The organism is Amphibacillus sp. Q70, from assembly GCF_052055485.1.
Classification (GTDB): Bacteria; Bacillota; Bacilli; order Bacillales; family Amphibacillaceae; genus Amphibacillus.
The window spans coordinates 2,833,084-2,857,082 of the sequence record NZ_CP197171.1; the positions used below are offsets into that span (position 1 = coordinate 2,833,084).

The following is a 23,999-nucleotide window of genomic DNA, read 5'->3' on the forward strand; positions in this document are numbered from 1 at the left end:
TAGTATTTCGAGAAATTGGAGCTGATTTTCAAAAAACGAATCTCTTTTTCTTCTAAATTTATAAGAACATTCATTCGCTGTTTTCCTTGTATATTTTGAAAAAAAGAGTTATGATATATTTAGTTGAAAATTGAGGAGGAATTTGGATGAGCGATCGTAAACAAGCCTTAGATCAGGCGTTGAAATCAATAGAGAGACAATTTGGCAAAGGTTCAATTATGAAATTAGGTGAGCAGGCTGAACAGAAAATAGCTACTGTTTCCAGCGGTTCATTAGCAGTAGATGTAGCTTTAGGTATTGGTGGTTATCCACGAGGACGAGTTATCGAAATCTATGGTCCAGAATCCTCAGGTAAAACAACCGTTTCTCTTCATGCTATTGCAGAAGCTCAAAAAGCTGGAGGAACAGCCGCATTTATTGACGCAGAGCATGCTCTAGATCCCATTTATGCTAGAAATTTAGGTGTTAACACTGATGAATTATTGCTTTCTCAACCAGATACAGGTGAACAAGCATTAGAAATTGCTGAAGCTTTAGTCCGCAGTGGCGCTGTAGATATTGTTGTCATCGATTCTGTTGCTGCTCTTGTACCGAAAGCAGAAATTGAAGGGGAAATGGGCGATGCACACGTTGGACTGCAAGCTCGTTTAATGTCACAAGCACTACGTAAGCTTTCTGGTGCAATTAATAAATCAAAAACAACAGCGATCTTTATTAACCAAGTTCGTGAAAAAGTTGGAATTATGTTCGGTAACCCTGAAGTCACACCGGGTGGTCGTGCTTTGAAATTCTACTCATCTGTTCGTTTAGAAGTTCGTCGGGCTGAGACCATTAAGCAGGGAAATGAAATGGTTGGAAACCGAACGCGAATTAAGGTTGTTAAAAATAAAGTAGCTCCACCATTTAAACAAGCTGAAGTCGATATTATGTATGGTGAGGGGATCTCAAAAGAAGGAGAACTGCTGGATATCGCAGCTGAATTAGATATCGTGGAAAAAAGCGGTGCTTGGTATTCTTATCAAGGTGAACGTCTGGGTCAAGGTCGTGAGAATGCGAAAACATACCTTAAAGAAAATCCACATTTGATTGATGAGATTAATCAAGCGGTTAGAAAACACTATAATTTAAGTGGTGATAACCAAGAAGCTGAAGAAGCGATTGATGAATTAATTCCAGACAAATAATATTTAGTGTCGAGACTGATCTATTCTTGCAACTGCAATTTAGATCAGTCTTTTTTGATATCATGCTCATATTAAAAGGCATTTTTTTGATTAGTCACTTTTGTTTTCTTGACATTACCTATTTACACCATTAAAATTAATAATGTATAGTTATCATAATTATACTGGAAAATTAATGACGCATTTGAAATAGGTAATACAAAGTACATGCCGACTTAAAATGAGTTAAAAATGAATAGCAAGAGGAGGTGAAACCATGGATTACGTGGATTTAATCATTACTATCATCTCCAGTTTAGCTATCCTTATCGTCGGTATTGTTGTTGGCTATCTGATTCGTAAATCAATTGCAGAGAAAAAGATTTCTAGTGCTGAAGCATTAGCGAAACAAATCGTTTCAGAGGGGCATAGAAACGCAGAAGTAGCAAAAAAAGAAGCCCTATTAGAAGCTAAAGATGAGCATCATAAGTTTCGTCAGCAAGCTGACGAAGAGCTTCGAGAACGACGTGCTGAGTTACAAAAGCAAGAAAACAGACTCCTGCAAAAAGAAGATAACCTTGATCGGAAAGATGAAACGTTGGACAAACGTGAACGGATGCAAGAGAAGAAGGAAACTTCACTAGCAGAAAAACAACAACAAATTGAAGAAATGGAAGGCAAAGTAGAAGCTTTGTTGGGAGAACAACAAGCTGAACTGGAGCGCATTTCTGGTTATACATCGGAGCAAGCAAAGCAAATTATTTTAGAACGTGTTCAAAAAGAAGTTAATCATGAATCAGCACTTATCATTAAAGAGGCAGAAAACCGAACAAAAGAAGAAGCAGATAAAAAAGCAAAGGATATCTTATCATACGCAATGCAACGTTGTGCAGCAGATCATGTTGCCGAAACAACGGTGTCCGTAGTAAACCTTCCTAATGACGAAATGAAAGGACGAATAATTGGCCGTGAAGGACGAAATATTCGAACTTTAGAGACATTAACGGGAATAGATTTAATTATAGATGATACTCCTGAAGCTGTTATTTTATCAGGTTTCGATCCCATTCGACGTGAAATAGCGCGGCTTGCATTAGAAAAATTAGTTCAAGATGGTCGAATTCATCCAGCACGTATTGAAGAAATGGTTGAGAAATCAAGACGTGAGGTTGATGAATATATTCGTGAAGTCGGTGAAGAAACAACCTTTGAGGTTGGTGTTCACGGCTTACATCCTGATTTAATTAAAATTCTTGGTCGCTTAAAATATCGTACAAGCTATGGACAAAACGTATTAAATCACTCAATAGAAGTGGCTCATTTATCCGGGCTGCTAGCGGCAGAACTTGGACAAGATGTGACGATAGCTAAACGTGCAGGATTACTCCATGATATTGGTAAAGCAATTGATCATGAAGTGGAAGGCAGCCATGTCGAAATAGGTAAAGAACTTGCCATCAAGTACAAAGAAAAAGAAATAGTGATAAATGCTATTGCCTCACACCATGGAGATGAAGAACCAACTTCTATAATTGCTGTATTAGTAGCAGCTGCTGATGCTTTATCCGCTGCTCGACCAGGTGCAAGAAGTGAAACATTAGAGAATTATATTAAACGACTTGAAAAATTAGAAGAAATCTCTGAATCTTATGATGGCGTAGAGAAATCATTCGCCATTCAAGCAGGTCGTGAAGTCCGAATCATGGTTAAACCAGACGAAATTGATGATCTAGAATCTGTTCGTATCGCCCGAGAGATTCGAAAACGAATAGAAGATGAATTGAATTTCCCTGGTCATATTAAAGTAACTGTTATTCGTGAAACACGAGCTGTTGAGTATGCAAAATAATCCATTTGTATCTATGTAATAAGAGAGAGCGTCCGTTACGAACACGGTCGCTCTTTTCTATTATCGAATAGTTAGACAGATTGATTTTTTCACTGATAGCTGCCGTAAAACTCGGGACAATAATGGTTTTGTGGAGGAGTGAGTAACACAGTTCCTATCAGTGGATACTAGAGAATACAGAGCCACCTTGGAGTTACTAATACTCCCACTGATTCACTGATTGAAGTTTCGTTTTATGAAGTGGATAAGGACTCACTCCAAAAAGTGAAAAATATAACAAGCATAAGAAATGATAAGCAAGCCAAAAATTTCGAACTATTTTTGACAAGCATACGATCTTATGTAAAACTAAAATTCAGAGTAACATTGTAAAAACTTATCAAACTTAATAACTAACGGATAGGCCGTTTTAATAAAGGAGTAGCAAGATGAGAATTTTATTTATTGGGGATATTGTTGGTTCAATGGGAAGAGAACAATTACAAACTTATTTACCCAAACTAAAGAAAAAATATCAGCCACAGTTAACCATTGTAAATGGGGAAAATGCGGCAGCAGGAAAAGGTATAACCGAAAAAATTTACAAACAACTTCTAGAGTATGGTGCTGACTTTTTAACAATGGGAAATCATACCTTTGATAAAAAGGAAATCTTTGATTTTATTGATGAAGCCAAGAAAATCATTCGACCGGCAAATTATCCTGTTGGTACACCAGGAAAAGGCATCAATTATGTCAATATCAATGGAACTGAGGTTGCCATTATCAACTTACAAGGTCGAACCTTTATGTCGGCAATTGATGACCCATTTCGTATCGCTGATCAATTGGTTGAAGAGGCTAGTAAACGAACATCGATCATCTTTCTTGATTTTCATGCAGAAGCTTCAAGTGAAAAGCTTGCATTAGCTTGGTATTTAGATGGAAGAATAAGTGCATTTGTTGGGACGCATACACATGTCCAAACAGCAGATAATCGTATCCTTGATCAGGGAACAGCTTACATAACAGATGTTGGGATGACAGGTCCTTATGACGGGATCATTGGTACCGAGCGAGAAGCTGTGATCAAAAGATTTTTAACTCAATTACCTGTTCGCTTTGAGGCAACTAAAAAAGGGAAGGCACAATTAAGCGGTGTAGTCATAGATATTGATCAAAAAACTGGCAAAGCCGAGCGAATTAATCGAATTTTAATTACAGAAGACAGCCCTTTTTTTGACTGAATTTGATGGGAATTTAGCATATCATCCATTTGCGAGAATATAGTAAAAGTGGTAGGGACTTAAGAAACTATAGGGAGGTAGCAAAAGTGGATGTATTAAAAGTTTCAGCAAAATCAAATCCAAATTCAGTAGCAGGTGCTTTAGCGAATGTATTACGTGAACGAGGCTCAGCAGAAATTCAAGCAATCGGTGCCGGCGCTCTTAATCAATCGGTTAAGGCGATTGCCATTGCCCGAGGTTTTGTTGCACCAAGTGGTGTCGATTTAATTTGTATTCCCGCTTTTACAGATATTAAAATTGATAATGAAGAGCGAACAGCGATTAAGCTGATTGTTGAACCGAGATGAGATAAAACCTTGTCAGTGGGGATTTCCCCACTGATAGAATATTTGCTCAAATACCCTAAATTGTTCCTGTTGTGTGTCATACATAAAACAGGATTTTTTTATCTAAAGGAGGAGCTTTATGATCATTGATGCGCACTGTGATTTGCTTTATCAATTGTGGAAATATGATTATGATGTGAACAGTAGTGAGTTCTTGCAGTTTGATTTAACTAAATGGCGAAATAGTCCTGTTCGGGTCCAAGCTTTTGCCATATTTGTTCCTTCATCAGTTCCAAGTGATCAACAATATGATGTTGCTCTAAAAATGATTGATCTTTTTTTTGAAAAAATAATTATTCCAAATCCCGATATCATTCATATTAAGACAAAAACGGATCTTGAAAATTTACAACCTAATCAATTAGGAGCGATGTTAACCTTAGAAGGCTGTCACCCGATTGGTATGAATTTAAACAAGTTGACTAAAATGATTGATTATGGTGTCCGAATGGTCGGTTTGACTTGGAATAACAATAATGCAGTTGCTGATAGTATTATGAGTGCTAAAAGGGAAGGAATTACTGCTTTTGGTCAAGAAGTCATCCAATTGTTAAATCAGGAGTCTATTTGGATAGATGTTTCACATTTATCGATCAAAGGATTTTATGATGTCATCAATCAAGCTGATCATGTTATAGCTTCACATAGTAATGCATTCACCATTTGTCAGCACCCACGTAATCTAGATGATTATCAAATTAAAGCTTTAATTGAACGTGATGGTTTAATTGGGCTCACCTTTGTTCCCGAGTTTACTAAAGCATCTGCTTCAGTTGAAATTGCAGACTTATTTACCCATATTGACCACTTCATCACTATCGGTGCATTGAACCATCTTGGCTTCGGGTCTGATTTTGACGGGATTACCGAAACGATAATGGGACTTAGCTCAGTAACTGACTATGCTTCATTACAGGATCAACTAATTAAGCGTTATAGCCAATCCACTATTAACAAAATATCTTATCAAAACTTTTTAAAAAAATTCCCTCGAACAAAATAGAAATGATACATTTTTACACAAAAAAGTTTGCTAACATGTTAAACTAATTGAAGAAGTATTTGTAGAAAAGGAGCTACTCTAATGAATGAAGAACAACGTCTAGAAACAAATCAAATAAAAAATGATCCTAAAGCAAATTTAGATCGTTTAAAAAATATGGATTCTGATGAGTTGATTGGTAAGTATTTTCAATCGACTTATCAACCACCCAATTTAAAGAAAGCTAAAAAAAGATTAAAGAAAGATGTCGATATTCATTATGACTATGCTGTTCCAGAAGATATGAAAGGAATTGGTCAAGGTAAGAAATTTCTTATTCGTACATATGGCTGTCAAATGAATGAGCATGATAGTGAAGTCATGGCTGGATTGTTGACTGACCTTGGCTATCAACCAACGGAAGAAACAGAAGAAGCAGATGTCATTTTACTAAATACATGTGCTATACGTGAGAATGCTGAAAATAAAGTTTTCGGTGAAATTGGCCATTTAAAACCGATTAAAATGGAGAATCCTGATTTAATCATTGGGGTGTGTGGCTGTATGTCACAAGAAGAATCTGTCGTCAATCGGATTCTGCAAAAACATCCCTTTGTTGATATGATCTTTGGTACGCATAATATCCATCGTTTACCACAACTTTTAAAAGAAGCGATGTTTAGTAAAGAAATGGTAGTCGAGGTCTGGTCTAAAGAAGGCGACATCATTGAAAACTTACCGAAAGTACGTAAAGGAAATATTAAAGCCTGGGTAAACATTATGTATGGTTGTGATAAATTCTGTACATATTGTATTGTACCTTACACAAGAGGAAAAGAACGTAGCCGTTTACCAGAAGACATTATTCAAGAGGTACGCCATTTGGCTGCTCAAGGTTATCAAGAAGTTACTTTACTCGGACAGAACGTCAATGCTTATGGTAAGGACCTTGAGTTTGAATATGGTCTAGGTGATCTGTTGGATGAATTACGAAAAATTGATATCCCGCGTGTTCGTTTCACAACTTCACATCCTCGTGATTTTGATGATCATCTCATTGAAGTTCTGGCTAAAGGTGGTAATCTATTGGATCATATTCACTTACCTGTACAGTCAGGTAGTTCTGATATTTTAAGAATTATGGCGCGCCGATATACAAGAGAAGATTTCCTAGAATTAGTTGGTAAGATTCGCGAAGCCATGCCAAATGCGACCCTAACAACAGATATTATTGTTGGTTTTCCAAATGAAACAGATGAACAATTTGAAGAAACAATGACACTAATGAAAGAAGTAGGTTTTGAATCGGCTTACACATTTATTTATTCACCACGTGAGGGTACACCTGCTGCACGTTGGGAGGATAATATTCCAATGGAAGTGAAAAAGGAACGATTACAACGCCTTAATGCTCTTGTAAATGAGCAGTCAAAAGCGTCAATGGAGAAATATGAAGGACAAATTGTTGAAGTTTTAGTAGAAGGTGAAAGTAAGAAGGATCCTGATGTTCTTTCAGGTTATACTGAACGAAATAAATTAGTCAATTTTAAAGCACCAAAATCAATGATTGGTCAAATTGTGCCCGTTAAAATTACAAAAGCTAAAACGTGGTCACTTGATGGTGAATTTGTTGAGAGCACAGCAGAGGTGTTATAGATTGTGACTTATTCAAAAGAAGAAATCTTTAATAAGGTTGAAGAGATCACTAGTCGATTAGATGAATTGGAAGAGGTTGAACGCTTTAAAGCTTTGGAATCACGATTAAATGACAATCAAAAAGTTAAGGATTTGATTGATCAAATAAAAAAACTGCAAAAACAAGCAGTTAATTTACAGGCCTATGGAAAAGTTGAAGCAGTCAAACAGGTGGATGCACAGATTGATGCGATTCAAGCAGAAATTGATGCAATTCCGATTGTTGACGAATTTAAATCTTCCCAAGTCATTGTCAATGATATTTTACAGTCGTTAATAAGTAATATAGACGAAGAAGTGAAAACAAAATTTAATACAATAGATTAGTCATATGAAATCCTCTCAATTGATTGGGGGGATTTTCTGTTTGGTAGAGCTTGACCGCGCTTTTATGTAAAGGTTAAGATTCACGTAAATGAATCAAGGGGGTATACCATGTTTGACTTATTGTTAATGAGTGTGATGGGTCTGTTATGTTTAATAGTGGGTTTATTGATTTGGAAAAGAGACAAGATCACCTTGATCCATTCCTATCACTATACGAATGTCACAAAGGAAAATCAAAAAGCGTATACTGAAAAAATGGGCAAGGCACTTATCGTGATGAGTATCGGCATGTTTTTAACGGGAATCGTCAATTATATCACCAACACAGCCTATGGATGGCTCTGTTTTGCGATATTCTTTGTTGCAGGATTGATGCTTATCCTGAAAGCACAAAAAAATATAATGGTGGATTGTTCTAATTTTCAGCAAAAAAACATTCTTAATCAGTAGCAGATATTAGGCACATGCATAGGATGAATTAGGTGGTGAGTGTCACTTCGCCTAGCGATGTTGCATAAACTGAATATTAAGAATGGAGGTTATGTAAATATGTCATTTCTTGATCAAGACTATCGGGAAATCATTACAAAAGCTGTTATTGGTAAAGGTCGTAAATTCGCAGAGGATAAACATGTTGTCAATCCAACCCATCAACCGTCTAGTATTCTAGGGTGCTGGATTATTAATCACTTATATAATGCTAAACGTAAAGGGGAGGAAATGGTAGAAGTTAATGGTAGCTACGATATTAACGTTTGGTATTCATACAATGATCACACAAAAACAGAAGTGGTAACAGAGCGTGTCAATTACACAGATCAAATTAAATTATCAGTTAAGGATAAACAAACTGTTGGAAATAAAGTTGATGTCTATGCCAAAGTCCTTCAACAACCAAATTCAACCTCATGTACAATTGACAAAGCTAAACAAAAAATTCAAACAGAGGTGGAACGTGAATTTTTAGTTGAAGTAATTGGAGATACCAAAGTATCCGTTCGAGTAGATCCAACAGGTACAACTAATGATGAAGAAGAGTGGGTCGATGAATTAACTGAAGAAGAACTGATTAATTTAGACCCAGAATCAACTGAATAAATGGTAGAAGCGCACAGAATCGCCTGTGCGCTTTAATCATGACCAAAAAAGTTTTGTTTGCTGTTATTAACAACATTGCGGAGGAAAAGTGTTCAAAAGATCGCGAAAGCCTTGATCCAAAAATACAATCAACTTTGCGGAAATACAGTCAAGTTAGCGGAAATGCAATCAAGTTTAGCGATTTGCAGTCAAGTTTCGCAAAATACAATCAAGTTTTGTCAAGTCCAAAATCTTGTGTAATAACCTATAGCTATCTCTGTAGTTACTTGAGAGGGGGGTAGCTTTTCCTGTCCTCGCCATGGCGAGGTCAGGAAAAGCGTTACATTTAATTCTCCCCCGGGGCATAGTCTCTTAAAAATTTTCGCTTCGTCTTCTGAAATCCTTCGTGGATATCCATCAAAACGGCACCGATAAGTCGGACAGCTGAATCTATATTCGGAAAGATCCCAATGACTCTTTCCCTACGCCGTATTTCTCTATTGACTCGCTCTAAACTGTTTGTCGTCCTTAGAGAGACATGATAGCCCGTGGGTTCTTGGATGAATTGTAGGGCATCATCAAAACCGGCTTCTAACTTCTCGATGACCGCTGTGTACTTCGGATTTCCCTCGACTGTCTTTATAAAGTTTGTCTTCAATTCTCTGGCATGGGCCAGGGTATCGGCATAAAAGATTTGTTTTAAGGCTGTCCGTTCAGCTTGACTGTTTTTCTTCGGCATCACATCCGTTAGATTGCGTAAGAAATGGGTGGTACAACGCTGCCATGGACAGTTCAAAAAGTCTTCTTTAATCGCTGCTTTCAATCCAGAATGCGCATCAGAGATGATGAGCTTGGGTTTCTTCAAACCACGCGCTCGTAAGTCCTGAAAGAAGCTTGTCCAAGCTGCCTTTGATTCCTCTTCTGAAACCATAAATCCAATAATCTCACGTCTATTCTCTGACGTCACCCCTTGCGCAATATAGACACCTTTAGATACCACACGATGATTCTCTCGCACTTTAATATACATGGCATCGACATAAACATAGGCATAGTATTTATGGTGAAGGGCGCGCTCTCTAAACGATGCCACCTCAGGATCTAGACGTTTGAGAATATCAGAAGCAAATGAACGAGAGACGCCTTCCCCACAGAGGGTCTCAACAATTTTAGTGACCTTTCGGGTCGATACACCACTCACGACAGATTCCACTAATGTCAGAACAAGCGATTGATCCATACGTTGATACTTCTCGAATAACTTTGTTGAAAAGGCACCAGAGCGTGTCCGAGGGACTTTCAGCGTGATTCGCCCGATAGGTAGTTTATAATCTCTTTCGTAATAGCCATTCCGCATGTCTTGGCGAAGTGCATGGCGTTCTCGTGAGTCGGCTTGGACATAGGCATCACGCTCCGCCTCCATGTAGGCATTAAATACAGCGACTGCCAGTCCTTTAGTTGCCGAATTTAAGTTGCTCGATAAAATTTCCTCTGTTAATTTGTCCATATCTAGGGTAAAATTTAATTGAGTCATTTCAGTTCTCTCCTTTTCAATGGTTGGTTGGTAACTACATTGTACTATAGGAGAGCTGATTTGGCTCTTTTTCTTTATTACACAATTATATAGCCTTAATCTCAAGTTTAGCGAAATGCAATCAAGTTCGGCGATTTGCAATCAAGCTTCGCAAAATACAATCAAGTTAGCGAAAATGCAATCAAGTCCGGCGAAATGCAATCAAGTTTCGCAAAATACAATCAAGTTAGCCGAAATACAATCAACTTTGCAGAAATACAGTCAAGTTAGCGGAAATACAATCAAGTTCAGCGATTTGCAATCAAGTTAGTCGAAATACAATCAACTTAGCGAAAATGCAATCAAGTTTCCCGAAATGCAGTCAACTTCGCAATATTTCGGTTAGTAAAAACATTCAAAATGTCGCACCAACTCTGATCCACGAAGAAAAGTCTCTATGCTAGAGCAGGTTAACGGTGATAAAAAATCATACCCATATTTGACACAAGCAATGTTAAGTTAGGATTTCTAAGGAAACACATGATTGTGTTATAATAATAATAGAATTTAGGCTTTTTATAAATAATAGGTCGATTTTTCTTGATATATAGTAAAAAGGAGATAGTTTGATGGGGAAATATACACCAATGGTTGAGCAGTATTTGAAAATAAAAGCACAATATCAAGATAGTTTTCTTTTTTTTAGATTAGGAGATTTTTATGAATTATTTTTTGATGATGCCTTAAAGGCGTCGCGGGAACTTGAGATTACTTTAACCAGTCGCGATGGGGGCGGTGAAGAACGGATCCCGATGTGTGGTGTCCCACATCACTCAGCAACGAATTATATTAAAAATCTAGTTGAAAAAGGATTTAAAGTGGCAATATGTGAGCAGGTAGAGGATCCCAAACAAGCAAAAGGTGTTGTCAAACGAGAAGTGGTTCAACTGATCACACCTGGCACGGTGATGGATGGTCTGATGTTAGATGAAAAAGAAAATAACTATTTAGCTAGTTTAACAGCATTTGACCACGATACATATACACTTATTTATATTGATTTATCAACCGGGGAGACAAGTGGAGCGCTTGTAACGACAGGTTGGGAGCATGTGTTGAGCGAATTATACAATCGGCCAGTCAGTGAAATTGTTATTACTAACGGCTTGCCAGAAGAACAGAAACAAAGTTTGACAGATCGCTTAGATGTCACTTTATCTTATTCTGTCGCAATGGAATTAGCTGATCCTTTTACCCAACTCGTTGAACATATTGATGAAGAAAAAATAAAAATTGGCTTTGGCCAGCTGATTAACTACTTACAAAGAACACAGCAACGTGCTCTTGAACATTTGCAGCCACTGCAAATCATTGAGCTCAATGAATATCTTGGTTTAGATATGTACTCGAAGCGCAATCTTGAATTAACAGAAACGATTATCAAAAAGGGTAAGCAAGGAAGTTTGTTGTGGGTACTTGATCAAACCGTTACAGCAATGGGAGCACGCAAACTTAAAAAATGGTTAGAGCGCCCTTTATTAAATCGTTTAGAATTAGAGAGACGATATCAGTTTGTTGATGGGTTGATGAGTGATTACATTAAACGTGAAGACCTACGTGAACAACTGAAATCCATTTATGATCTTGAACGCTTATGTGGCCGGGTTGCTTTTGGAAATGTGAATGCTAGAGATTTGCTTCAATTAAAGATCTCTTTAACCAAAGTTCCTCAATTAAAAGACATTCTAGCTACTTTTCAAGAACAAGAGTTAATTAAGCTAGGTGAGTCACTGGACCCCTTAAATGATCTGAAAGAGTTACTCGAAAAAAGTTTAACTGATGATCCCCCGTTGACGATCAAGGAAGGAAACATTATCCGTGATGGTTTTAACGAACAGCTTGATCAATATCGTGATGCCTCACGTAATGGTAAACAGTGGATTGCCGAACTAGAAAAACATGAAAAAGAAGCAACCGGGATTAAGTCACTAAAAATTGGCTACAACCGTATTTTTGGTTACTATATTGAAATTACCAAAGCGAATTTGCATTTATTACCGGAAGGAACCTATGAACGAAAGCAAACCTTATCGAATGCTGAACGCTTTATTACACCTGAATTAAAAGAAAAAGAGGATCTTATTTTATCAGCTCAAGAGAAGAGTATTGATCTAGAATATCAGCTTTTCCTAAAACTTCGTGAACAAGTGCTTAGCTTTATTTCACGTTTGCAAACTTTAGCTGAACGGATCAGCCAATTAGATGTTTTACAGAGCTTTGCGACAATCAGTGAAGATCAAGGCTATTCTAAACCCGTTATTACAACTGATGAACAGGTACAAATTATTAAAGGGCGCCATCCAGTCGTAGAAAAAGTTATGAAGGATTCGATGTATGTTCCGAATGATGTCTATATGGACGAAGCCAAACAAATTTTGTTAATCACCGGACCTAATATGTCTGGTAAAAGTACGTATATGAGACAAGTCGCTTTAATTGTGATTATGGCTCAAATAGGCTGTTTTGTCCCTGCTGATCAGGCAATTTTACCGATCTTTGATAAAATATTTACTCGAATTGGTGCATCCGATGATTTGGTCTCTGGTCAAAGTACTTTTATGGTTGAGATGTTAGAAGCTAAGCATGCGCTAACACAAGCAACAGAAAGGAGTTTAATTCTATTAGATGAAATTGGCCGTGGGACAAGTACGTATGATGGCATGGCACTGGCTCAAGCGATTATTGAATATGTTCATGATTATGTTGGAGCAAAAACGTTATTTTCAACGCATTATCATGAATTAACAAGCTTGGCTGATAATCTCAATCGACTAAGCAATATTCATGTCAAGGCAGAGGAATATCAAGGGCAAGTTGTTTTTCTCCACCAAATACAAGCAGGACCAGCTGACAAAAGTTATGGTATTCACGTCGCAAAATTAGCTGAATTACCGGATCAACTTATCGAACGAGCAAGTGTTATTCTACAGGGGTTAGAGCAGAAGCAAACACCATCGGTAAAAGCAGAGAAAATAGCCAATGACACAGATCAATTGAGCTTTTTTGAGAGTGAAACACCAGTGCAGCAAAAGTCGCCGCAGGAGTCAGCGATTGAACAAAAATTAAAGTCACTCAACTTAATGGAACTGACACCAATGGAAGCCATGAATGAACTCTATCGTCTCCAACAGCAAGCAAAGAAGGGGGATTAAAGCGTGAAGATCCAAACGATGCCTGATATTTTAGCTAATAAAATTGCAGCGGGAGAAGTCGTTGAACGACCGGCTTCTGTTGTTAAAGAGTTGATCGAAAACAGTATTGATGCAAACAGTACGATTATTAAAGTAGAAATTGAAGAAGCGGGCTTACGTAAGATTAAAATTACTGATAACGGTTCTGGTATGGAATCAGATGATGCTGAACGTGCTTTTTTACGTCATGCAACGAGTAAAATTCAATCAGAAAATGATCTCTTTCATGTTGAGACACTTGGCTTTCGGGGTGAGGCCTTAGCGTCTGTCGCAGCAGTTAGTCAACTAACGTTAAAAACTTCTACTGGATCAGGAGCTGGCACACGATTAACGCTAGAAGGTGGCCGATTAGTTAACCGTGATCTAGCAGATGCCAGGCAAGGTACTGAGATAACCGTTGAACATTTATTTTTCAATACACCGGCACGATTAAAATATATGAAAACAATCCATACTGAGCTTGGACACATTACAGATGTGATTAATCGTTTGAGTTTGTCTCATCCAGACATTCGCTTTGAGCTTTATCATAATGATAAGCAATTATTCCAGTCAAATGGTCGTGGTGATTTAATTCAAATTATTGCTCAAATTTATGGTGTTTCTGTAGCAAAAAAAATGATTAAAATCGAACATCATACATTAGATTATTCGATTACAGGTTATATAGCAAAGCCAGAGGTCACTCGATCATCGCGCAATTTTATCTCAACGATTATCAATGGGCGTTTTATTAGAAGTATCCCATTGAATAAAGCTGTTCTAAACGGTTACCATACATTGTTACCGATTGGTCGGAGCCCGATTGTTGTTTTACAAATTAAAATGGATCCAATTTTGGTCGATGTTAATGTCCATCCAGCTAAATTGGAAGTTCGATTCAGCAAAGAAAAAGAACTTTATCAAGCGATTGAAGAAGCAATCAGACAGGCTTTTCGAAAAGAAACATTAATCCCAAATGCCCAAGCACCCAAGCCAGAGAAAATAAAAACTGAGCAAGAAAGCTTTCAATTTGAACATGAAAAAGACCAAAAAATGATTGATCCGACGATCACAAAACAGTTACAACCCAAAGTGGATCAACACCCTAGAGAGACTGAGCCAGTGACTGAATCAAGTCAAACAAATGAAAAGAAGCCGATCTATCAAACATCAGAATTCACTGAAGAGGTTGAGTCTGTAGAGTCAAGTCTGGAAGAAGTGACAGATCCCGTTGAACGCGTACCGGCGATGTATCCGATCGGTCAACATCACGGAACTTATATTATTGCTGAGAATGAGCAAGGATTGTATATGATTGATCAACATGCGGCACAAGAGCGAATCAAATATGAATACTTTCGTGAAAAGATTGGTCAGGTCGATAATGAATTACAGGAATTACTTTTACCCCTTACTTTTGATTTTTCAAATCAAGAAGCACTTATTATCGAACAGTATCAAGAGCAATTAAAAGAAGTTGGTTTGTTTTTTGAACCTTTTGGTCACACAACCTATTTAATTCGAGCACATCCTAACTGGTTTCCTAATGGACTTGAAGAAGAAGTCATTCGTGATATGGTTGAACAGGTCATTAAAGATGAAACAATCGATCTTAATAAATTACGTGAAGAGGCTGCCATTCTGATGGCTTGTAAACGTTCAATCAAAGCTAACCATCATTTAAATAAAGATGATATGTTTCGGTTATTAGAGGAATTACGTACAACACAAGATCCTTTCACTTGTCCACATGGGCGACCTATTATTGTCCATTTTTCAAGTTATGAAATGGAGAAGATGTTTAAACGGGTGATGTAGATGGAGGATAAATCAATGAAAGATAAGGTAGTGGCTGTAGTAGGACCAACTGCTGTTGGAAAAACAAGTTTGGGGATTGAATTAGCGACACGTTTCAATGGTGAGATTATTAGTGGTGATTCGATGCAAATTTATCGGGGCATGGATATTGGTACGGCGAAAGTGACAGATGATGAAAAAGGTGAGATTCCACATCATATGATCGATATTAAAACAGCAGACCAGACCTTTTCTGTCGCTGAATTTCAAGAGCTTGTGCAACAGCATATTGCTGATATTAATAAACGAGGTAAATTACCAATTATCGTTGGTGGAACAGGTCTTTACATTCAAGCTGCCTTAGCTGATTACCATTTCCCTGAACAAAAGCGTGATATGGCTTACCAAATGAAGATAGAAGCAGAAATAAAAGAGCACGGCATTGAAGAAGTCTACCACCGTTTACAAACAATTGATCCTGTTCAAGCCAAAAATATTCATCCGAATAATGTCAGACGTGTTATTCGAGCTTTAGAAATTTATGACCGAACAGGTCAAACCATGACAGAACGACAAGCTTCACAAGCTGAGGAATCACCGTATCACACAATGATCATTGGTTTAGCTATGGAACGATCCTTATTATATGAAAGAATCAATCATCGTGTTGAGATAATGTTAGAAGCTGGCCTTGTAGCTGAGGTTAAATTCTTTTATGATCAAGGATTAGTTAATGCTCAATCGATGAAAGCAATTGGTTATAAAGAATTTATTCCTTATTTTGAAGGTGAATATGATTTTTCGAGAGCAGTTGAATTATTGAAACGAAATTCGCGCAGATATGCTAAACGCCAATACACTTGGTTTAAAAATAAGTTAGATGTTAATTGGTATTCGATAACTCCAGAAAAAAAAGATCAAGTTTTTGAAAAAATTTATACTGATTTAGCAGGAATTTTAAAAAATATCTAGAATTAAATTAACTAGAGATAGAAGAGGAGGAAATAACATGGCTCAATCGGTCAATATCCAGGATCAGTATTTAAATGCGCTTAGAAAAGATTATATTCAAGTGACTGTTATTTTAACGAATGGTTTTCAATTGCGAGGCCTTGTTAAGGGATTTGATAATTTCACTGTTTTAGTTGAGACGGATGGAAAGCAACAACTCATTTTTAAACATGCTATCTCTACATTTTCCCCAGCGAAAAATGTAACGCTCGATCAAGAGTAGAATAAAAAAGGGTGGTTAATTGTCCCACAAGCCAAACAGGTGTAGAAAACAACTTATTTTCTACACCTGTTTTGGCTGTTCTGTAATCTTTCTTACAATGATAAACATATTAAATTAACTTATTTAAAAATCAATTCACAAGAGATAAGTAAAAAATCACTCCATCTTGCGTATACTTATATAAAGAAGGAGTGTGGTCTGAAAAATGACATCAAGAAATAACCAGATAAATATCGTTTTAAATGATCACCAAGGGAAGCCTGCTGATACTGTCCCAGAAAGTGATCCCTTTGAATCCGTTAACCTAGCCTTACAGCATTTTATCGGTATGGAGATGATCAGAGATAAAATGAAGGAAATCTATGCCTTTATTGAAATAAACAAGCGACGCAAAGAGGTTGGTTTAAAAACAGAAGCCCAATCGCTGCATATGCTCTTCAAAGGCAATCCCGGAACAGGTAAAACAACTGTTGCACGAGCTTTAGCTAATTGGTTTGCTGAGTTGGATATTTTAACGAATAATCATGTGATTGAAGTCGATCGTGCTGACTTGGTAGGTGAATACATTGGCCAAACGGCACATAAAACTAGGGCTTTAATTAAACGGGCACAAGGCGGGATTTTATTTATTGATGAAGCCTATGCTTTGGCACGTGGCGGTGATAAGGATTTTGGCAAAGAGGCGATTGATATGCTGGTTACCCATATGGAAAATAATCATCAAGCATTTATTCTCATCCTTGCAGGTTACCCTGAACAAATGGATGGCTTTCTTCGAACTAATCCGGGTTTACGATCACGATTTCCATTTATTATCGATTTTCCAGATTATCAACCCACTGAATTAATTGAAATTGCCAAAAAAATGGTCAAGATGCGTGATTATCATTTAACTAAGCAAGCTGAATTAAAATTAAACCAATTGATAAAAAAAGAAATTCAACGAAGAGATAGGCTTCACTTTAGTAATGCTCGTTATGTTCGCAATACAATAGAGCAATCTATCAGGAATCAAGCGATTCGATTAATTAAACAACGGGTATATGATGTGAAAGCATTTATTTTGTTGACAGCAGATGATATTCCAAACGACAATGAATAACAGACTTAACTGATAGACAGCATCAATCAGAAAAGAGGGAACAACATGAAAGAAAATGTACTAATAATCGCCGTTCAGAAAAAGGATAATGATGATACTCGCTTTCATTATTCAATGGAAGAAATTAAATCTTTAACTGAAACAGCCAAAGGGCAAGTAAAGGAAGTCATAACGCAAAAACGTGATCAGCCACATCCTGCTACATATCTAGGATCTGGGAAAATTGCTGAGATCAACGAGCTCATTGAAGATGAAGATATTCAATTGATCGTGGCTAATGATGAATTATCAGCATCTCAAATGCGTAATTTACAAAATCAAACAGGACGATCGATCATTGATCGCAGCCAGTTAATCTTAGATATTTTTGCAAATCGAGCAACAACAAGTGAAGGGAAATTACAAGTTGAGCTGGCTCAATACCAATACTTATTGCCTCGTTTACATGGTCAAGGTTTAGCTCTATCACGATTAGGTGGAGGGATCGGGACGCGTGGACCAGGTGAGACAAAATTAGAATCGGACCGGCGCCATATTAATCGTCGAATCAATGAGATTAAGAGAAAACTTACTACAGTGGTTAATCAACGCAAACAGTATCGGAAGAGAAGACGATTAAATCATATTTTTAAAATTACAATCGTTGGTTACACAAACGCAGGAAAATCAACGTTATTTAATCGATTGACCCAAAGCGATAGCTTTGAAGAAGATCAATTGTTCGCAACCCTTGATCCAATGTCAAGAAAGCTAAAGCTTCCGTCGGGATTAATGCCGATCATTACCGATACGGTTGGATTTATGCAGGATCTTCCCACGGAGTTAATCGCTGCTTTCCGATCCACTTTAGAGGAGGTTACTGAAGCTGATTTGATCTATCATGTTGTTGATGCATCACATCCTGACCATGATCAACAACAAGCAACAGTAGTCAATTTATTAAAAGAATTAGAAGCTGATCATATTCCGATGCTAACGATATATAACAAAATGGATCGTGTCGATTATGAGTTTGTACCCCTTTTGAAGCCAGCTTTAAAGGTTAGTGCCTTAGAGGCTGATGATCGTAGCCAAATTCTTCATGAGACTGAAAAGTTAATTAAGAAAATATGGACTCGTTATGAAAGACAAGTCCGAGCTGATCAAGGGAAGTTGCTTCAACAATATAAACAACAATCGATAATCATTAATGAGGAATTTATTGAAGCAGAAGAAACTTATCGAATAGAAGGTTATTTACCAGACAATCATCCATTAATGCGCTCTTAAACAAATGATGGCTCCTTAAAAGGTTTGTGCTACTTTTAAGGAGCCATTTTTATTCGAAAATAAAAAATCATCAGATTGAGTTGAAAAGATGGACGACGGCAAATTTTTTAACGGAAATTTGAAAAAATAAATTGACAATCATTAATGGAATAAATTAAACTAACATAGTTAGAATATTTGATTTGTTTCTTGCTTATCCAATTCAGTCTGATCAAGTCTTGTTAGCTAAAATAAATAGACGGAATAATTTAAATTTTCGAAAATAATTGACTATCAAATCTTTATGATAAAAATGACAGTCTCAGTTTTACGCATACTTTTGGATAGGTTAAAACAATCATTTAGTTAACAAAATCATTAATAAAAGGGAGAGGAATGGATGAAGACAGTGCTCACAAAAGAACAAATTAAGCAACAGATTAAAGAAAATAATGTTAGATTTATTCGCTTACAATTTACTGATTTGCTAGGTACGATAAAAAATGTTGAAATTCCACTTAGTCAATTAGACAAGGCACTAAATAATGAGATGGTGTTCGATGGTTCCTCTATTGAAGGCTTTGTCCGAATTGAAGAATCAGATATGAAGCTCTATCCTGATTTAGACACATTTACTGTCTTTCCTTGGACATCTGATAAGGGAAAAGTGGCTCGTTTTATTTGTGATATTTACAATCCAGATGGGACCCCTTTTGCAGGTTGTCCGAGATATAATTTGAAGCGGAATCTTAAATTAATGGAGGAAATGGGTTTTACGACATTTAATATTGGAGCAGAACCTGAATTCTTTTTATTTAAATTAAATGGAAATGGAGAGCCTTCTTTAGAATTAAATGATCATGGAGGTTATTTTGATCTTTCGCCAACTGATCTAGGTGAAAATTGCCGCCGTGATATTGTACTTGAATTAGAGGAAATGGGGTTTGAAATCGAAGCTTCACATCATGAGGTTGCTCCTGGTCAACATGAGATCGATTTTAAATATTCTGATGCAATTAAGCATGCTGATGATATTCAAACGTTTAAATTAGTTGTTAAAACAATTGCTAGAAAGCATAATCTTCATGCTACGTTTATGGCTAAACCGCTTATTGGTGTTAATGGCTCTGGCATGCACTGCAACTTATCACTTTTTAAAGAGAACTCAAATCTATTTTTCACAGAAGATGATAAAATGCAATTAAGTGAAGCCGCTTATCAATTTATAGCGGGTATACTTGAACATGCCCCAGCATATACGGCAATAACTAACCCAACAGTTAATTCATATAAACGACTTGTTCCTGGTTATGAAGCACCGTGTTATGTCGCATGGTCTAGTGCCAATCGCTCGCCTTTAGTACGTATTCCATCATCACGTGGACTAAGTACACGGGTTGAAGTGCGCAGTGTTGATCCAACAGCCAACCCCTATTTAGCGCTATCTGCTTTGCTCGTTTCTGGATTAGATGGAATTAAGCGCGGACTAAAAGCCCCCCAAGCCATTGATCAGAATATTTATCGAATGGATAAAGAAGAACGTCGAGCAAATGGCATTCAAGATCTACCAGCAACATTATTTGAGGCTCTATCAGCTTTAAAGAAAGATGATGTTATTATTAATTCGCTAGGAAAACATCTCTATAAGCATTTTATTCGAGCAAAGAAAGTGGAATGGGATATGTTTCGGGTTGAAGTACATCCATGGGAAAGAAAACAATATCTTCAAATGTACTAATCTACTCTTGAACTGCCTCATAAATGTTATTTTATCATGACTTTATGATCTAATATTTATAAGGCCGTTTAAAAGGAGAACCGTTTTTGGCTTAACTAAATGACATTTAATATGTCCTAAGCATTTTACTGATTACTTTTGAATAAACGTGTTAAGCTATTAAGTAAGACCTATAGTTAAGGAAGTGAGTATGTTGACACGTTTAAATATTCCTGTTTCAGTTTTAGATTTAGCACCAATTCGACAAGGCGAAGATCAACTTCAAGCTATTGAAGCGACAGCACAGCTTGCTCAAGCAACGGAGAAAATGGGGTATCAGCGCTATTGGATTGCAGAGCACCATAATTCTCCTACACTTGTGAGCTCAGCCACTGCTATTTTAATTAAACACGTGCTCGAACAGACTGAATCTATTCGAGTAGGATCCGGGGGAATTATGCTACCCAATCATGCTCCATTAGTGGTTGCCGAGCAGTTTGGTACCATGGCCACGCTTTATCCTGATCGTGTTGATTTGGGACTTGGACGCGCTCCAGGCACCGACTTATTAACAGCAAATGCCTTAAGACGCTCAAGGGGTAATGATCCCGTTCATACGTTCCCTTCTGATGTTCAGTCTTTATTAAACTATTTGGGACCAGTTGACGAACAAGGCCATGTTAAGGCATATCCAGGTGTTGCCACACATGTGCCATTATATATTTTAGGGTCTTCAACGGATTCAGCCAAACTGGCAGCTGACCTTGGTTTGCCTTATGTATTTGCTTCCCATTTTGCTCCGAGACATATGTCGGAAGCAATTGAGATTTATCGTGATCATTTCCGCCCTTCACGCTATTTAGCTGAGCCTTATATGGTGGTTTGCTTAAATGTCATTATTGCGGAAACAGACCAAGAAGCGGAGCGGGAATTGACAACAACGGAACAATTTTTCTTAAATGTGATTCGAGGAGAGACTCAACCATTAAGTCCACCAGTGGATGATATTGAAAGTATTTGGACTCCTCGTGAAAAAATGGCTGTTCAAACGATGATTAATCAAAGTTGGGTAGGTAGCCAAGCTTCAGTTCGAGATCAAATGGTTGATTTTCAGATAAAATATGATGTCGATGAAATAATGGCTGTTTCTTATATTTTTGATCGTGAAAAACAAACACGATCTTATCAGTTGTTTAAAAATATAGTGACAGAAAATCAATAGTTAATGAGGCTGTTGCAAAATGTCTAATGTACATCATTGCATAAAACTCATGCATTTCACCAGTTTTATTTAGATTTTAAGATATGTATCTGTTTATTTAAAGAAGCAGAAAAAGTGGAAAAATAAACGATTAACACAAGAAGCGGTCTTAGCGGTAAGAAAATATATCCAGTCATACAATTTAAAGCAAAGTGATTATTTTGTAGGACGTGTTTATAAGAACGATCGATATGAAAATGTGAAAAAAAGTGAAATTGGTTATACAAGATTTTTACAAAAGTGGACCGGATTAACTGCATACAATTTACAAAAAACATAGATTGCTGCCATGCATAGTAATGGTGCTGATCTTTCAACTCTGGCTAAACAAACGGGGCATCAACCACTAGACGTTTGAAGTAAACATTATCTTGATGCAACTGAGAAAACGGTTGATAATATAGATGATTCTAAATAGTTTTTGAGTTGATTTTCCGCTCACATTTGGTATAATAAAAATGTAAAGTGATATAATATTAAAAGCCGTTAGTGAATGAACACTAACAGCTATATAGACTTACTCCCTTCAAGGGGGTCAGTACTCACACGGGATAATCCGCCGAGCTGTCAACTCATAGGCGGATTATTTTTTTGTGTTGTTAAAGGCAAGTACTGCAATGATCAACACAGAAAAATTAATCATGATGGTTAACGTTTCAAAAACCGTCATACAGCACCACCTCCCTTCCTTTCAAAAGGTGAGGAGCACTGAAACGCCCATGAGTTAGTAAATCTACATAACTATTATATTAATATAGAAGAAATTTAAATATTTATTCCTTAAATTGTAATAATTAAATCAAATAATAAAGAAAAAAGATTTAAAAGACTTGTTTTTAGCTAGGGTAAAACGACCATTCAACCTATTCTAGATAAAGCAGATTTACTTTAAAAGAAGCACAAAAAGAACTATGAAGCGTATTATTTATATGAATAAAAAAATTAGAAAATCACTCCTATATATGCTGATCTAAGGTATAGAGTTGATTTTCTAGTTGTGGTGAGAAATCGGATTAAAGCATTTACTTGATGCTATGCTTTTCAGTATAAGAAAAAGCATAGCAGATGATCGCTGATGGGAGTGGGGGAACTCATTTAAAAAGTGAATAGATTGAGTTGAAGGCATCCCAGCGACAGGGAAAAATGTGACGTCCTGTCACAATACCTGCACTAGTACATCTTGCATCCCGATAAGTGACTTATCAGAACGGGCATCTCACTTGGCTAGCTAGTAGAGAATTGGGTGGGGCTTCTCGATTTTTTCTAAGTATAGTTATCTAGCCTAAAACAACGCTGTAGGTTAGTACACTAGCTTACAGTCCCTATAGCAGCTATCTTTTAGAAAGCTAACCACAACGTATTGAACCTCCCAAGATTTAAATCATGGGAGGTTTAAACAATTAAAAATTATAATCCTCAATTTCTTTTTCAAAACGTTCAAAAACTCGTTTTTTTAATAACATATAAAGATTAATATAATATGAAGTTATTAGTAGCTGATGGCCAAATATTTTAAACGTTTTATGTCTTTTAATGATTATTTTTCTCAACCTTATTGAGTTTGAAATTGAAAAACAAAAAAATGATGCTAGTGAAATTATATATAGATTGTATATTATCATATACTTCTAAATAACTTTCAAATTATCAAGTAGAAAAAATTCTATTCAATAATTATTTTCATTAATTGTCTAGCAAAGAAATAATACCAAGTTTTATTCCCTCAGATATTGCTTCAATACTCGTATTAACTTGCATTTTTTCATGAATAGCTTGTACATGATTATTAATTGTACGCCTACTCACACTTAATTCAGAAGCTATATAATTTTGTGTGTATCCTTTACTCAATAGTACGAGCACTCTTTTTTCCTGCTTAGTCAAGATTGTTATTTCACTTTCAATGGGTGACGAGCCTGTTTTAATAATTGTTTGAAGAGCATCTCTTAAGTCATCGGGTTTCATACTTTTATTTAGGAAACCATCTGCATTCATTTTTTTGGCCTGTAATCGATATTCGGGTAGGTCAAATCCAGTTAAGAAAATAAGCGGAATATCCGGGTGTTTTCTCTTGATTTTCCTTCCAATAACCAGATGTGACTGCTAAACTAGAGTAGACAGTTTTTGCTAGATAAAAAGACACACTTATTTACACAAAAATATTAATAATAAGAACTTCCATTGTACAA

At 36.6% G+C, this 23,999-nt stretch carries 20 protein-coding genes; 17 read left to right on the top strand and 3 right to left on the bottom strand.

Annotated features, from left to right (window positions below):
* Positions 1 to 146: 146 nt before the first annotated feature.
* The 9 genes from recA (at position 147) to cotE (ending at position 8,726) form a co-directional block, all read left to right on the top strand.
* Positions 147 to 1,184, top strand: coding sequence for a recombinase RecA (gene recA / locus ACS127_RS12555; RefSeq protein WP_440895387.1), 1,038 nt, complete (start codon positions 147 to 149; stop codon positions 1,182 to 1,184).
* 256 nt (positions 1,185 to 1,440) lie between these two features.
* On the top strand, positions 1,441 to 3,012 hold the full coding sequence (gene rny, locus ACS127_RS12560; protein WP_440895388.1) for a ribonuclease Y: 1,572 nt from the start codon (positions 1,441 to 1,443) through the stop codon (positions 3,010 to 3,012).
* A gap of 428 nt (positions 3,013 to 3,440) precedes the next feature.
* The gene (locus ACS127_RS12565) at positions 3,441 to 4,238 is read left to right on the top strand and encodes a TIGR00282 family metallophosphoesterase (protein ID WP_440895389.1); all 798 of its coding nucleotides are present in this window, start codon (positions 3,441 to 3,443) and stop codon (positions 4,236 to 4,238) included.
* Positions 4,239 to 4,324: 86 nt separating this feature from the next.
* Entirely contained in the window at positions 4,325 to 4,585 is a 261-nt protein-coding gene (locus tag ACS127_RS12570; protein WP_440895390.1) for a stage V sporulation protein S, read from the top strand.
* A gap of 118 nt (positions 4,586 to 4,703) precedes the next feature.
* Positions 4,704 to 5,627 (top strand): dipeptidase, encoded by a 924-nt coding sequence (locus tag ACS127_RS12575; protein ID WP_440895391.1) that lies wholly within the window; start codon positions 4,704 to 4,706, stop codon positions 5,625 to 5,627.
* Between the two features lie 81 nt (positions 5,628 to 5,708).
* Positions 5,709 to 7,262, top strand: a complete 1,554-nt coding sequence (gene miaB, locus ACS127_RS12580; RefSeq protein ID WP_440895392.1) for a tRNA (N6-isopentenyl adenosine(37)-C2)-methylthiotransferase MiaB — start codon at positions 5,709 to 5,711, stop codon at positions 7,260 to 7,262.
* Between the two features lie 3 nt (positions 7,263 to 7,265).
* Positions 7,266 to 7,628, top strand: coding sequence for a RicAFT regulatory complex protein RicA family protein (locus ACS127_RS12585; protein WP_440895393.1), 363 nt, complete (start codon positions 7,266 to 7,268; stop codon positions 7,626 to 7,628).
* Between the two features lie 108 nt (positions 7,629 to 7,736).
* Positions 7,737 to 8,078 carry a DUF3784 domain-containing protein gene (locus tag ACS127_RS12590; protein WP_440895394.1) on the top strand — a complete coding sequence of 114 codons (342 nt, stop codon included), beginning with the start codon at positions 7,737 to 7,739 and terminating at the stop codon, positions 8,076 to 8,078.
* Positions 8,079 to 8,177: 99 nt separating this feature from the next.
* On the top strand, positions 8,178 to 8,726 hold the full coding sequence (gene cotE, locus ACS127_RS12595) for an outer spore coat protein CotE (protein ID WP_440895395.1): 549 nt from the start codon (positions 8,178 to 8,180) through the stop codon (positions 8,724 to 8,726).
* A 325-nt stretch (positions 8,727 to 9,051) separates the two neighbouring features.
* Here cotE and ACS127_RS12600 read toward each other — a convergent pair whose 3' ends face one another.
* Positions 9,052 to 10,239 (bottom strand): IS256 family transposase, encoded by a 1,188-nt coding sequence (locus ACS127_RS12600; protein ID WP_440895396.1) that lies wholly within the window; start codon positions 10,237 to 10,239, stop codon positions 9,052 to 9,054.
* Between the two features lie 608 nt (positions 10,240 to 10,847).
* On the opposite strand from ACS127_RS12600, the gene mutS reads away from it, so the two are divergent.
* The 8 genes from mutS (at position 10,848) to ACS127_RS12640 (ending at position 21,771) form a co-directional block, all read left to right on the top strand.
* Positions 10,848 to 13,430 carry a DNA mismatch repair protein MutS gene (gene mutS / locus ACS127_RS12605; protein ID WP_440895397.1) on the top strand — a complete coding sequence of 861 codons (2,583 nt, stop codon included), beginning with the start codon at positions 10,848 to 10,850 and terminating at the stop codon, positions 13,428 to 13,430.
* A 3-nt stretch (positions 13,431 to 13,433) separates the two neighbouring features.
* Positions 13,434 to 15,269 (top strand): DNA mismatch repair endonuclease MutL, encoded by a 1,836-nt coding sequence (mutL, locus tag ACS127_RS12610; RefSeq protein WP_440895398.1) that lies wholly within the window; start codon positions 13,434 to 13,436, stop codon positions 15,267 to 15,269.
* Between the two features lie 15 nt (positions 15,270 to 15,284).
* A complete protein-coding gene (gene miaA / locus ACS127_RS12615) occupies positions 15,285 to 16,220 on the top strand; it encodes a tRNA (adenosine(37)-N6)-dimethylallyltransferase MiaA (RefSeq protein ID WP_440895399.1) in 936 nt (311 codons plus the stop codon).
* Positions 16,221 to 16,257: 37 nt separating this feature from the next.
* A complete protein-coding gene (gene hfq, locus ACS127_RS12620) occupies positions 16,258 to 16,482 on the top strand; it encodes an RNA chaperone Hfq (protein ID WP_440895400.1) in 225 nt (74 codons plus the stop codon).
* Positions 16,483 to 16,687: 205 nt separating this feature from the next.
* Positions 16,688 to 17,584 carry an AAA family ATPase gene (locus tag ACS127_RS12625; RefSeq protein WP_440895401.1) on the top strand — a complete coding sequence of 299 codons (897 nt, stop codon included), beginning with the start codon at positions 16,688 to 16,690 and terminating at the stop codon, positions 17,582 to 17,584.
* Positions 17,585 to 17,629: 45 nt separating this feature from the next.
* The gene (gene hflX, locus ACS127_RS12630) at positions 17,630 to 18,853 is read left to right on the top strand and encodes a GTPase HflX (protein WP_440895402.1); all 1,224 of its coding nucleotides are present in this window, start codon (positions 17,630 to 17,632) and stop codon (positions 18,851 to 18,853) included.
* A gap of 379 nt (positions 18,854 to 19,232) precedes the next feature.
* The gene (glnA, locus tag ACS127_RS12635; protein WP_440895403.1) at positions 19,233 to 20,570 is read left to right on the top strand and encodes a type I glutamate--ammonia ligase; all 1,338 of its coding nucleotides are present in this window, start codon (positions 19,233 to 19,235) and stop codon (positions 20,568 to 20,570) included.
* Between the two features lie 193 nt (positions 20,571 to 20,763).
* Positions 20,764 to 21,771, top strand: coding sequence for an LLM class flavin-dependent oxidoreductase (locus tag ACS127_RS12640; protein ID WP_440895404.1), 1,008 nt, complete (start codon positions 20,764 to 20,766; stop codon positions 21,769 to 21,771).
* Between the two features lie 622 nt (positions 21,772 to 22,393).
* Here ACS127_RS12640 and ACS127_RS12645 read toward each other — a convergent pair.
* Both ACS127_RS12645 and ACS127_RS12650 read right to left on the bottom strand, forming a co-directional pair.
* On the bottom strand, positions 22,394 to 22,480 hold the full coding sequence (locus ACS127_RS12645; protein WP_440898134.1) for a putative holin-like toxin: 87 nt from the start codon (positions 22,478 to 22,480) through the stop codon (positions 22,394 to 22,396).
* A gap of 1,013 nt (positions 22,481 to 23,493) precedes the next feature.
* Complete coding sequence (locus ACS127_RS12650; protein ID WP_440898135.1) at positions 23,494 to 23,904, bottom strand: response regulator transcription factor; 411 nt, start codon at positions 23,902 to 23,904, stop codon at positions 23,494 to 23,496.
* Positions 23,905 to 23,999: the final 95 nt, after the last annotated feature.